The organism is Cognatundibacterium squillarum (assembly GCF_014652435.1).
Lineage (GTDB): Bacteria > Pseudomonadota > Gammaproteobacteria > Burkholderiales > Burkholderiaceae_D > Undibacterium > Undibacterium squillarum.
In genome coordinates, this window is record NZ_BMYU01000009.1 from 16,825 (window position 1) to 29,993 (window position 13,169).

Here is a 13,169-nt window from a genome sequence, read left to right on the forward strand (position 1 = left end):
AGCCCGCGAACCTCAGGTGCTAATTTGCCACAGCGCCGGATTTTTACGCAATGCCGCCGGCGTCTGCTGATTCAGATACATCAGCCAGCGCGGATCCACTGATTCCAGCTGCCATTGCTGCTGCAACTGCATACCAGCCTTCAGCATCAGTTCAGCAGTCACCTGCGCGTCCGCTTCCGCCCTGTGCGCCGCGCCCTGAAAACGCACTCCCAGACTGGCAGCCAGTTTGCCGAGTGAATACGATGGCAGACCGGGAAACACGCGACGCATCAGCTTTACGGTACAAATCACGCCATCATATTCCGGCCAGATACCGGCGCGGTCAGCTTCGGATTTCAGAAATCCCTCATCAAACGCTGCGTTATGTGCCACCAGCGTGTCGCTGCCGATGAAGCGCAGTAAATCCGGTACAACCTCTGCTGCTGGCGGCGCATTGTCCACCATCTTTTGCGTAATACCGGTCAGCTCGGTAATGAAATACGGAATTCTGATTCCGCAGTTCACCAGCGAGCAGTAACGGTCGGTAATGGCATTGCCTTCAATGCGAATGGCGGCAACCTCGGTAATGCGCGCCCCCTGATGCGGCGCCTGACCGGAAGTCTCGAAATCAAGTACCACCAGTGGAGTTTTAAAAAGTGACATGAAAATCAGATGCGAAAAAATCGCAGGAACTTAGTTTGCTAAATATAATCCATTTATAACAGCTTGCGCGCAGTACTACGAGGCAATGCGCAAACACAGCACCAACACTGCGGTACAGGCAGCATCCGCGCTGCCGGAAGCTCCCCGCCCTTTCTCTGAAAATCACATGTTCAGTCGTTTATTGCATTTACCGCGCAATGACTTATTGCGCGACAGAATTTACCGCCGCTTATGGACTTCAATACTGATCAGTTCATTCGGCGCACAAATCACCCTGCTGGCGTTGCCATTAACCGCAGCGGTGCTTTTGCACGCCACGCCAAGTCAGATGGGTATCCTGACCATGATGGAAACCCTGCCCTTTGTGCTGCTGTCTTTACCCTCCGGCGTCTGGCTGGACCGTGTTAAAAAACTGCCGGTGTATATCTGGGGCGAAATTGCGATTGCGCTGGCGGTATTCAGTGTGCCGGTGGCATGGTATTTCAAGCTGATGAATATGCCGTTGCTGTATGTGGTCGGCTTTGTGATTGGCGCAGTAAACACGACTGCAGGATCTGCGGCACAGATCGTCCTGACGCAGATCGTACCGCGTGAGCGCCTGGTGGAAGCCCATGCCAAAAACGCGCTGGCTACGTCGGGTGCAGAAATCGGCGGACCGGCAGCAGCCGGGTTGATGGTCCGTTTTCTGAGTGCGCCGCTGGCACTGTGTGCGGATGCACTGCTGCTGTTATCTTCAGCACTGATCCTGCGCGGCATACGGGTGGATGAGGTACGCAAACCGGCAGAAGACGGCCATTTCTGGCGCGATCTGAAGGAAGGCTTGCAATTTGTATTCCGCCAACCGTTGCTTTTGTCGCTGGCAGCAGCCGTCGGCTTGTGGGAGCTTTGCTATAACGCGGCACTGGTGGTGCAGATTCTGTTTGCGACACGGGAATTGGGCTTTACGGAGCAAGCTGTCGGCTTCAGCTATATGGGCATTGGTGCAGGCAGTGTATTTGCCAGTTTCATCGGCCACCGGGTCAGTCAGCGCATCGGCCCCGGCCCCTGCATGATTCTTGGAATGGTCATCTGCGGCATCGGCTGGAGTGTGCTGGCGATTGCGCCGGTGGGCCCGCTGGGTGATTTTGCGTTCATTCTGATGCTGATGTGCTATTCGATCGGTGGCATCTTCATTTTCATTAACTTCCTCGCCCTGCGTCAGTCCGTCACGCCGGAACCGATGCTGGGCCGCATGACCAGCACCATGCGCTGGCTGATTGTAATACCCGCCGGACCGGGTGCATTGCTGGGCGGCTGGATGGGCGAACACATCAGTCTGCGCAGCGCACTGGCGTTTGCCGGCATTACCGTAATGGCGGGCGCGATTCTGGCATGGCGTCACAAACGCATCCGCAACTTACGACATTTACCCGAAATACGTCATTCTGCCGCCACGGAACCCACACCGTGATTGCGAAATGAAACTTATTGGCTCGATAATGTTCAATTGACAGTCCGGTCTGCGCTTGCGGGCCTGCCGGTCGGGGGAGGTTCAGCGACAGACTGAACTATCGAGTAAAAACAATAAAGGTAAAACATGTCAAAAGAAACGCCAGTGTCCGCGTTCAAGCCGTATATTCCAGCCAACGCGCAACTGCCGGAAATGACCGCCCGCGCCCTGATTATGGGTGTGGTGCTGGGGATGATTTTCGGTGCTTCGTCGCTGTATCTGGTGCTGAAAGTCGGTCTGACCGTCAGTGCTTCGATTCCGGTTGCTGTGATTGCGATCACGCTGTTCCGCCTCAGCAATAAGTTCGGTGCGAAAGATTCCACCATTCTGGAAAACAGTATTACTCAGACTGCCGGTTCTGCCGGTGAATCGCTGGCCTTCGGCCTTGGTGTGACGATGCCGGCCATTCTGATCCTGGGTTTCGATCTGGAAATTTCGCGCGTGATGCTGGTTGGCTGTCTTGGTGGTTTGCTCGGTATTCTGCTGATGATTCCGATGCGCCGCACCATGATCGTGGAAAAACACGGCGAGCTGAAATATCCGGAAGGCACCGCCTGTGCGGAAGTACTGAAAGCCGCTGCCACTGAAACATCGCGTGAAGCAGCCGGTGAAGCCAGCAACCCGAATGCAGCAGAAGACGCTAACCGCCGCGCGAAAATTATTTTCGGTGGCTTTGCAATCGGCCTGTTCTACAAAATTGCGAACGTTGCCCTGCGCGGCTGGAAAGACACGCCGGAAGTGACTTTTGGCGCGCCGCTGAAAGCCGGTTCGCTGGGCGCGGAAGTATCACCGGAATTGCTGGGCGTCGGTTATATCATCGGCCCGCGTATTGCTGCCGTTATGGCAGCGGGTGGCGTGATGTCCTATCTGCTGCTGATCCCGATGATTAAATTCTTCGGTGATGCACTGACCGTGCCACTGACACCGGGCACCAAGCTGATCAGCGAAATGTCGCCGCACGATATCCGCAGCGCCTACGTGCTGTACATCGGTGCCGGTGCCGTGGCTGCCGGTGGTCTGGTCAGTCTCGGTCGTGCAATGCCAACCATCTGGCGCAGCCTGAGCGCAGGTCTGTCCGGCATGCGCGGCGGTAAGGCGCAAGTCGAATCTGTTCTGCGTACGGAACAGGATATTCCGCTGAAATGGGTAGTGATCGGTGCACTGGCGATTATCGCTGTGATCACGTTCGCGACACCGCTGCACATGAATTTCCTCGGTGCGCTGCTGATTCTGGTGTTCGGTTTCCTGTTTGCGACCGTATCTTCGCGCCTGACCGGTGAAATCGGTTCGTCGTCGAACCCGATTTCCGGTATGACGGTGGCGACTCTGCTGTTCACCTGCCTGATTTTCCTGATCATGGGCTGGACCGGTGGCCAGTATTACGTAACCGCGCTGTCAGTTGGTGCGATCGTCTGTATCGCTTCCAGTAATGCCGGTACCACCTCGCAGGATCTGAAAACCGGTTATCTGGTCGGCTCCACGCCGCGTCTGCAGCAATATGCGATTCTGGCCGGTGCGTTTTCTTCTGCGCTGATTCTCGGCCCGATTCTGCTGAAGCTGAACGATGCCGGTACGATTTATGTTCCGGCAGCACAAGTAGCACCGGCACTGAAAACCGATGCGACCCGTCTGACTGAAACCGCTGTGCTGCAAGGCCCTCAGGCTGAACAGGATAAAAATACTTACAAGGTCTGGCACAAAGCCGACAGCAATGGCGCACCTGCCGGTAAGTATCTGGTCAACAATGAAGGTCAGGCTGTGTACCTGGTCGATCCGGGTATCAACGGCGCGTACAACAAGCGTCCTGACGGTACTGAAGTGAAGAAATTCGATGCACCGAAAGCCGTGCTGATGTCTTACATCATCAAAGGTATTCTGGATCAGCAACTGCCGTGGACGCTGGTTCTGTTCGGCGTGATGATTGCGCTGGTGCTGGAAATGTCCGGCATTCCTTCGCTGGCATTTGCTGTAGGCGTGTATCTGCCATTGTCATCGTCTGCACCGCTGTTTATCGGCGGCATGATCCGCTGGCTGGTAGATCGCCGTAATAACAAGCTGGATCAGTACAAAAACCTGAATGAAGAAGAAATGCAGGCTGCAGGCGACCGCAGCAATGGCGTTCTGCTGTCTTCCGGCTACATCGCCGGTGGCGCGCTGGCCGGTATCATCATCGCGTTCACTGCGGGTGTTCTGGTGGATCTGGATAAATCGCTCAATGACTGGGCGACTGCCAATAATCCATTCTTCAACGGCCCGAATGCGAATCTGCTGACCATGATTCCTTACGTGCTGATCGCAGCGGTGCTGTACTTCGTTGCGCGTGAAAAGAATAAAGCCAGCTGAATCACTGGCTGACTGACCCTGCCATGGAAAAGGCCGGATGTCGCGCTGACATCCGGCCTTTTTCTTTACCTGCAGATGCCCAGCGATTACAATGCGCCCTCTGAGCTGCCGTCCTGCCGGACCGCAGCATCTCTCACCCACAACTGCCCTGCCCATCCTATGCAATCCAACGTTAAAGACCGGAATCAGAAAATCATTGCCCTTGACGATATCGTCCGCGTTGTCCATTTCAGTGAAGATTTCATTGATGCTTTTCCGGAAGATGAACAAATACTGATTTCTTCGATGGTGGGTCAGTTCTTCCGCGTAGTTGCGATTGATGAAGACGGCGCACCCTGCATCATGCGCGAATGGCACGACGAAAAAGGTCATCCGCAATCGCACGTGATTGCACTGGATGGTGACGAAGTCGAGAAAGTCTGAGCCCGCAAAGGCTCACATTGTGCAGAAGTCCGCCTCAGGCAAAAATACCGGGGGTCCGGAAGCCCGGACTTTCTGCCGACGTCAGGGAAAAAGCCGTTTTTTTCTGTGCAGAACTCCGCATTTGACCTGTTTTTGAGCTCCCGGCCCCTCTTCACCCGTCTTTTACGGTATTTGCGGGTTACGTTTTTGCGCTTTCTGCACCCACCGGCAACAAACTCTGTGCAGACAGACTTCGCCGTTCCGGTTTCGAATCCGGATAAAAAAACGGCCGGAGTCTGCACGGTTGCAGCACTCAGGCCGTATCGCCCCGCTATGACAGCGAAACTCAGCTGGCTCAGTTGATATAGCTGAATAAGGACAGGTTGGCAGTCTTCACAAAGGATTGCTGCGCCGCCTGCAGTACAAACTGTTGCTGCGTCAGATCACTGATCGCTTTCACATAATCCACATCCTGAATTTCTGCGAGCGATTGTTTAAAGGCCAGACCTTTTGCGTCGCCTTCACTGTCCAGCGATTCCACTTCTTTCAGGCTCACACCGATCTGACCACGCGCAGTCAGTACATTGTTGAGCGATTTATCCAGATTACCGTTCGCTTGCTGCAGTGCCGCCGTCAGGTCTTTTTTACCCGCTACGGTATTTACCGGCGTATTGAGCGCATTGACCAGATCCGTCAGTGTTTCAAAGATATTCTGATTTCCCGGCTGAACAGAAAATTTATCACCCGGTGCCGGTGCTGCCGGACTGCTGGTGATGGTCATATCGATGCCATCGAATGAAATTGTGCCGCCGCTGACATACGGCGTGGCGGGCAAGACGGTAGCGCCTGTCGTCTTATTCACCACCGATACCTGCGTACCGGTAACGTCAAAATTCAGCTCATAATTCTGCCCGGTCAGTGCCGATGCATTGGCGATGCTTGCCGTCGCAACGCCCTGACCGATATTCGACGGATTCGGCTGCACGTTAAACGTCGTGGCAGCGGTACGGATATTGCCGAAAATCTGGTCACCGGACATCGTCAGCGGCAATTGTCTTGCGCTGTCCACTTGCAGATAACGCTGTCCCTGATCACCGTTGTAATTGGCGCCATTGATGGTTTTGCTGAATGGCGACGTCGTTGTTGAGTAACCGGAAAACAAATAGCCACCGGTACCATCCGTCGAATTCGCCAACCCCATCAGATGGTCGAGATTGCCCTGCAATTCTGTCGCAATCGAAGCACGGTCGGAATCCGTCAGCACACCGCCACCCGCTTTGACGATCAGCGACTTAATGCTGTTCAGGGTATCCGTCACATTGCCCAGAACGCCGTCGGCAATACTCAGGGTATTGGTAATATTTTTACGGTTGGTCGCGAATTGTTCATTCATCGAATCCGCTTGCTGAATCACCAGCGCACGGGCGGAGCCAATCGGATCATCTTCCGGCGTCAGCACACGGCGTCCGGAGGAAATCTGCTGCTGGGTTTTGTTAATCCCAACCTGCAGATCACTCATTTTGTTGGTGGACGATGCAAAGATCGTATTAGTACTGATACGCATGATTCAACCTATCTGCCGATATTCAGCAATGCATCAAATAACTGACTGGCAATCTGCATCAGTTTGCCAGCCGCCTGATAAGCCTGCTGATAACGAAGTAAATTTGCTGCTTCTTCATCCAGATTCACCCCGGATTCACTTTGTTGCGCAGCGACTGCCTGCTGCAGCATTTTGTTTTCAGAATCTTTGGTCACTGCCAGTTCGGCGGTTTTATTGCCGATCTGGCTCACAAACTGTGCATACGAACCCTGAATCGTGGTACTGCTGCCATTCATGATATTCGCGGTCTGAATTTTTGCCAGTTCCAGCGCATTTCGGTTATCACCACCGCCACTGCTGTTCGGACCTATATTAAACACGTCACCATTCGCCGGTGCGCCGGTCAGTGTGACACTGCTGCCGTTAAAACTGTAGGTAGCACCCGGTGTATAAGGAACCGGTGTTCCGGCCGTATAAATCGTACTGCTGTTACCATTTTTGACGGTGACGTTTGCACCGGCCGGGAAACCAGACAAAGTATTGGTAGCGGACGCAAACGTCAGCTTGGTTGCGGTTGCAGGGATTGCGCTACCCAGAGTGAATGCATCCCCGTTCGCCGGTGCTGCTGTGCCATTCGTAATTGAAAAGCTCATCCCTGCAACACTGATGGTTGCGCCGCTGGTGTACGGAACTGTTGCCGGCGGATTGTAATTGGTCTGGGTACCACCGCTCGTTACGGTCACCACCTGCCCTACCGGAAAACCTGTCAGGTTACCGCCGGAATACGTCAGCGTTACCGGCGAGGAAACAGTCGAAGTCTTAAACGCATCATCGGTTTTCACAGTACCAATGGTTGCTGTCGCAGAAGTGGTACTGGTCGCTACCGGTGAATCCTGAACACCATTCGATATTTTTCCGGTACCGGTATTGGTGCTCGGAATCGAGGTCGTCAGCGGTGCTGCTGCTGCAACTTTATTCGGATCGATAATCTGTACGGCAATGCCTGCTGCACCGTAAGCAGTCGGCTTAATCTGGAACTCATCACCGACTGCCGGTTGCGGTTGCGGTGGCTGCGGAAATTCAAAACGAACGCCATCTACGGTCATGGGCTGGGAAGTCCCGTTAGTGACAATGCCATCCGACATGCGCGTGATACGGTACTGACCTGCACCTGTGACCTGCAAACGATAATCACTGGTGGTCAGTTGCGATGCATCTGTCACGCTGGCCGTCAGCAAAGCCTGACTGGTATTCGCTGATGAAGGTTTCACCACCGGCGGGTCAATTTTGAAAAACTGGGTTCCGGCCTGACCGTTCAGATCCAGACCAAGCGTATGCTGATCGTTAAATGCCGATGCCACACCAATCGCAATGCGGCCTATCGAACTTTGTGCAGGATCGAGCGTATTGGCACGGAAATCAAACAGCCCACCCAGCTTACCGCCCGGCAAACCATTCTCAGGAATCTGCGTCAGTTTACCGTTTGAGGTGTACGCAATCTGCGTACGGGTAGGATCAGTCGGAGACACGCTGACTTGCAACTGATTCACAGAGCCACCCAGCACAATCGGCTGGCCGTTACCAATAAAGACATTGTATTTATTGTCTTGCGGAATCACGGTCACTTTGGTCAGTTTGGATAATTCCGTCACAATCTGATCACGCTGATCCAGCAAATCATTTGGCGGTGAACCGGTTGTACTTTGTGATTTGGCAATCGTATCGTTCAGCGCAGCGAGTTCGGTTGCATACGCATTAATGCTGTTCACCGCAGTATTGATCTCGCCATTGATGTCGTTGCGGATCATATCCATACGACCCTGCAAGTCGTTCAGCCGGCTGGACAATGCCTGTCCGGTAGACAGGACTGACTGCCGTGCAGCCGCGCCTGCCGTACCATTCGGACTGGTAGACAGATTCTGTACTGCCTTAAAAAAATCCTGTAACGCGGGAGTTACACCGGCCGACGAATCTGCAACCAGATTGTTAATCTGCTTGATCTGTGTGTAGTAGGCATCAATCTGACCTGTACTGGTCTGCGCGGCATTCACCTGCTGACCGATAAACTGATTGTACTGACGCTGAATCAGACTGATCGATACCCCTTGCCCGACAAATGCGCCACCGAGATTTTGCGGTGCATTCGCGGTCTGAACCAGCACCTGTCTGCTGTAGCCCGGCGTTGCCGAGTTAGCAATATTGTGCCCGGTGGTGGTAATGCCCATCTGCGCAGCCTGCAAGGCGGTCTGGCCGATGTTCAGAATATTGGTACCCATAGATTAACCTGTGTAGAGAGTCGCCGGTTTCAACCGGTTCGCATCAGGGTTTTCGGCGCAAAAGCATCAAACTTTAGCTGTTACCCTCAGGAAATCCGAAAAGACCTGTGATACCGGTCATTGTTACGCAGATAAAGTCTGCTTAATGATTTTTGTTAATTTAGCAGCATAGTTCGGATCGGTTGCATAACCGGCACGTTGCAATCCCTGTGCAAACTGCACAGCATCTTTTGCATTGGCGATCACGGATTCATAGCGCGGATTGCGGGTCAGCAAACGTGCATAATCTTTAAATGCATCTGCATAGCTGTCATAGGCTTTGAATTTTTCCACGCGGCGTTGTGCCACGCCGTTAATGTATTCCGTGGTGACGGCATCCACGGTTTTGCCTTTCCAGTCTTTGGTTGCTTTCACACCAAAAATGTTGTGACTGTTTGTACCGTCCACCGTTTTAATTTCTTTTTTGCCCCAGCCGGTTTCTAATGCAGCCTGTCCGAGCATAAATTTGGCCGGAATACCGGTTTCACGACTGGCCTCTTCTGCATGTGCACCAAGCCGGTTCTGGAATTCACGAACATGGGCCGGACCGGAAGTAGCCGTCTGCACCTGACTGTCACTGGTTTGCGTTTCCATACGACGGTTTGCCAGATAGGCATCAATGCCGCGCGCCAGCGTATTGCCCACCGGCTGCGTTGTCTGCGTTCCGTTTTCCGGCTGCACTGCCTGCTGTAAAGACTGGTGCGTCAGCTGACGTACCAGCGCATCTGCCAACCCCATACCCTTATTCGCCATATGCTGCGATAACTGCTGATCCAGCATGGCAGTAAACGTTTTGGTTTGCTCAGAGTCAAAAATACCGTCCTGCCCGGAAGCCTGGCGCATGGATTTCAGCATATTGTTCAGCAACAAAGCCTCAAACTGTTTGGCGGCAGCGCGCACAGACTCTTGCGAATTATCTTTCGCCTGAGAGCGCAGACCGTCCAGACTGCGCGTATCGAACGCAGCGGTACTGGTCGTGTAATCGTTGCCCCTGATCATTGTATTCTCACTCAGATAATTTCAAGGTCAGCACGCAATGCCCCGGCAGCTTTCATCGCCTGAAGAATCGCGAGTAAATCCTGCGGCGTTGCACCGATTGCGTTTAAAGCTTTCACCACATCCGCCAGCGAAGCGCCCGCCTTCAGCATCAGCAACTGCCCCGGATCTTTGGTAATACTGATATTGGAATTGGCAGTTGCCGTTGTCTGCCCTGCGGCCAGCGGATTCGGCTGACTGACACCGTTGTCAGTGCTAATCACCACTGACAGATTACCGTGCGCAACTGCGCAGGTTTCCAGTGTCACTGCCTGATTCATCACAATCGAACCGGTACGGGCATTCAGAATCACCTTGGCAGCCTGCTGCGCAGGCGTTACATCCAGACTTTCGAGCTGACCAAGAAACGCAATGCGCTGATCCGGAGAAGCCGGTGCACGCACCTGAATCGAACGACCATCCAGCGCCGCTGCCGTGCCTTGTCCGAAACGTCGGTTAATCGCATCCACTACTTTGCTGGCAGTCGAAAAATCTGCCTGATTCAGATCGAGCTGTACCAGATCACCCTGCGTCAGAGGTGAGGCGACAGCGCGTTCTACGGTTGCGCCGCCGGAGATCCGCCCGACGCTCAGATGATTCACCTGCGCTTTTGCGCCGTTAGCAGCAGCACCAACCCCGCCAACCAGTACATTGCCCTGTGCCATGCCGTATATCTGGCCGTCCGCACCTTTGAGCGGCGTCATCAGCAAAGTCCCGCCACGCAGGCTTTTTGCATTACCCATCGAAGAAACTGTGACGTCCATTGCCTGCCCCGGCTGCGCAAACGGCGGAAGACTGGCAGTCACCATCACAGCCGCAACGTTTTTCAACTGAAGACTGGTACCGGTCGGCAGACTGATACCCATTTGCTGCAACATACTGACGATACTCTGCACCGTAAACGGGGTCTGTGTCGTCTGATCACCGGTGCCATCCAGGCCGACAACCAGACCATATCCCAGCAACTGATTCTGACGCACACCCTGAATGCCGGCCAGATCTTTCAGACGTTCTGCGTGTACTGTCGACGGCATCAGTGCGAAACTGATACAAGCGGCAAGCAGACATGTTGAGATGGCTTTCATAAAAATCCCCGGTTACATTGGCAGCAGACTCTGGAAAAAACGACTCAGCATAGAACTGAATTCCGCCTTATCCAGTCGGGAGGTAGAACGATACTCAAACCGTGCATCTGCTACCTGGGTAGAATTCACAACATTTCCGGCAGCAATCGATGTGGGATTCACCACACCGGAAAAACGCACAAACTCTGCACCCTTATCAAACGCCAGCTGTTTTTCACCACTGACCAGCAAATTACCGTTCGGCAATACATCAATCACTGTAGCTGTAATCGTACCGGTGAAGGTATTGCTGGCAGTCTCTGCACCTTTTTCGTCTACCTTTGAAGCGGCGCTGGTACTCAGCGAGCCACGGGAAGTGACCGCTGTCCCCAAGCCAAATAAACTAGGTGTTGCCATCGATGTGCTTGCAGTTTTACTGCCGGAATTTGCACTGGATTTTGCAGCGGATGTTTTTTCGCTGATGTTAATCGTCAGCACATCACCCACCATCCGTGCACGGTTATCCTCATACATCGGACGGTAAGACGCACTCTGAAAAATCGCACCATTCACTTCGCGCATCGGCTTTGCTGTCTGCGCAGTCATCGACATTGGCTGATGCACAATCGGCGCCGGTGTTGTTGCACAAGCGGAAAGCAAAGCAATCACCGGAAGAATGATCAGAATCAGTTTTTTCATGTCAGACCTCACTCACATTACAGTTGCGATAACTTCTGCAGCATCTGATCCGATGTGGAAATGGCTTTACTGTTAATTTCATAAGCGCGCTGCGTCTGAATCATATTGACCAGCTCTTCTGCCACATTCACATTCGATGTTTCGACAAAATTCTGAATCAGCAAGCCTGCGCCATTTGTACCCGGTGTATTCGCATTCGGATTTCCGGAAGCTGCAGTCTCGACAAACAGGTTCTCGCCCAGGGATTGCATACCTGCCGGATTAATAAACGTCGCCAGCTGCAAGGAGCCAACCTGAACCGGTGCAGCGGAACCCGGCTGCATCACAGACACCGTGCCATCGCGTCCGACCGTAATACTTTGCGCATTTCCGGGGATCGTAATTGCTGGCTGAATCACATAACCGCTGGAAGTAACCAGTTGCCCCTGGCTATCGGTCTGAAACGAACCATCGCGCGTATAAGCCGTTGTGCCATCCGGCAGCAAGACCTGAAAGAAACCCTGACCCTGAATAGCAACATCTTTACTGTTACCGGTTTGCTGCAGGTTACCTTGCGTAAAAATCTTTTCGGTCGCTACCGGGCGCACACCGGTACCCAGCTGCAAACCCGATGGCAGCTGAGTTTGCTGAGAACTCTGGCCGCCGGGCTGACGTACAGTCTGATACAACAAATCCTCAAATACAGCGCGGGAGCGTTTAAAGCCGGTTGTACTGACGTTTGCGAGGTTATTTGAAATCACGTCCATATGCGTTTGCTGCGCATCCAGACCGGTTTTTGCAATCCACAATGAACGTATCATGATTTTCTCCCGCCGTTACCGGCTTGCTTTACTGACTGACTGTTAATGCTATTTTGCACCAGCGTGCATCAACTCAAACTGAGGATCTGAGCGGCTTTTGTCTCGTTATTCTCAGCGTTCTGAATTAATTTCATTTGCATCTCGAAAGAACGGGCCAGGTTAATCATGGTCACCATGGACTCAACCACATTCACATTGCTGTTCTCGAGCATACCGCCCGCAACCGAAACTGCCGGGTCTGCATCGGCAGGAACACCACCTTTCGTGCGGAATAATCCATCGTCTCCACGGGTCAGCGAATTTTCTTCCGGATTGACCAGTTTCAGACGTCCGATGACTTGCACGTTATTCACCTGATTGCCGTTCGGTACGGCAGAAATCGTGCCGTCCTTTGCAATCGTGACCGAAGTGTCCGGCGGCAAAGTGATCGTTCCGCCCTCGCCTAAAACATTCAGTCCGCGCTGTGTTTGCAAAACGCCGGTCTCACTGACTTTAAAATTTCCAGCGCGGGTGTAAGCCTCACTACCGTCTGCCAGCTCAATCGCAAACCAGCCCTTACCCTGAATTGCAACATCCAGCTCGCGTCCGGTCATCTGTACACTGCCGGTTGAAAAATCAGTACCTACGGTCGCATCGACAACGAATGCGCGCGTTGGCAACTCAGCACCGATGACGGGAACAGCACGGAAGGAATCCAGCTGCGCCCTGAAGCCTGTTGTCGTGGCGTTCGCAAGATTGTTGGTATTAGTCGCTTGTTGTTCCAGAACGTGTTTCGCTCCGGTCATTGCGGTATAGATCATCCTGTCCATGCTTTACTCCGTCATTCGGTCATTATGA

At 53.3% G+C, this 13,169-nt stretch carries 11 protein-coding genes; 3 read left to right on the top strand and 8 right to left on the bottom strand.

What is annotated here, in order from left to right; genetic code table 11:
* Window positions 1–12: 12 nt before the first annotated feature.
* Entirely contained in the window at window positions 13–642 is a 630-nt protein-coding gene (locus IE092_RS15620) for a 3'-5' exonuclease (RefSeq protein WP_189358140.1), read from the bottom strand.
* 166 nt (window positions 643–808) lie between these two features.
* Between IE092_RS15620 and IE092_RS15625 the strand changes: the two genes are divergently transcribed.
* The 3 genes from IE092_RS15625 (at window position 809) to IE092_RS15635 (ending at window position 4,897) form a co-directional block, all read left to right on the top strand.
* Window positions 809–2,092: an MFS transporter gene (locus IE092_RS15625; RefSeq protein ID WP_189358141.1), complete on the top strand. Its 1,284-nt coding sequence runs from the start codon at window positions 809–811 to the stop codon at window positions 2,090–2,092.
* A gap of 126 nt (window positions 2,093–2,218) precedes the next feature.
* Window positions 2,219–4,474, top strand: a complete 2,256-nt coding sequence (locus IE092_RS15630) for an OPT family oligopeptide transporter (RefSeq protein WP_189358142.1) — start codon at window positions 2,219–2,221, stop codon at window positions 4,472–4,474.
* 159 nt (window positions 4,475–4,633) lie between these two features.
* Entirely contained in the window at window positions 4,634–4,897 is a 264-nt protein-coding gene (locus IE092_RS15635; protein ID WP_189358143.1) for a hypothetical protein, read from the top strand.
* Between the two features lie 334 nt (window positions 4,898–5,231).
* Here IE092_RS15635 and flgL read toward each other — a convergent pair whose 3' ends face one another.
* The 7 genes from flgL to flgF form a co-directional block, all read right to left on the bottom strand.
* Window positions 5,232–6,440 carry a flagellar hook-associated protein FlgL gene (flgL, locus tag IE092_RS15640; protein ID WP_189358144.1) on the bottom strand — a complete coding sequence of 403 codons (1,209 nt, stop codon included), beginning with the start codon at window positions 6,438–6,440 and terminating at the stop codon, window positions 5,232–5,234.
* An 8-nt stretch (window positions 6,441–6,448) separates the two neighbouring features.
* A complete protein-coding gene (flgK, locus tag IE092_RS15645; RefSeq protein ID WP_189358145.1) occupies window positions 6,449–8,695 on the bottom strand; it encodes a flagellar hook-associated protein FlgK in 2,247 nt (748 codons plus the stop codon).
* Window positions 8,696–8,818: 123 nt separating this feature from the next.
* On the bottom strand, window positions 8,819–9,733 hold the full coding sequence (flgJ, locus tag IE092_RS15650; RefSeq protein WP_189358146.1) for a flagellar assembly peptidoglycan hydrolase FlgJ: 915 nt from the start codon (window positions 9,731–9,733) through the stop codon (window positions 8,819–8,821).
* An 11-nt stretch (window positions 9,734–9,744) separates the two neighbouring features.
* On the bottom strand, window positions 9,745–10,803 hold the full coding sequence (locus IE092_RS15655; RefSeq protein WP_229793217.1) for a flagellar basal body P-ring protein FlgI: 1,059 nt from the start codon (window positions 10,801–10,803) through the stop codon (window positions 9,745–9,747).
* A gap of 63 nt (window positions 10,804–10,866) precedes the next feature.
* Window positions 10,867–11,532: a flagellar basal body L-ring protein FlgH gene (locus IE092_RS15660; RefSeq protein ID WP_189358148.1), complete on the bottom strand. Its 666-nt coding sequence runs from the start codon at window positions 11,530–11,532 to the stop codon at window positions 10,867–10,869.
* A gap of 17 nt (window positions 11,533–11,549) precedes the next feature.
* Window positions 11,550–12,332 carry a flagellar basal-body rod protein FlgG gene (gene flgG / locus IE092_RS15665; RefSeq protein ID WP_189358149.1) on the bottom strand — a complete coding sequence of 261 codons (783 nt, stop codon included), beginning with the start codon at window positions 12,330–12,332 and terminating at the stop codon, window positions 11,550–11,552.
* Window positions 12,333–12,400: 68 nt separating this feature from the next.
* Window positions 12,401–13,141: a flagellar basal-body rod protein FlgF gene (gene flgF / locus IE092_RS15670; RefSeq protein ID WP_189358150.1), complete on the bottom strand. Its 741-nt coding sequence runs from the start codon at window positions 13,139–13,141 to the stop codon at window positions 12,401–12,403.
* Between the last annotated feature and the right edge of the window lie 28 nt (window positions 13,142–13,169).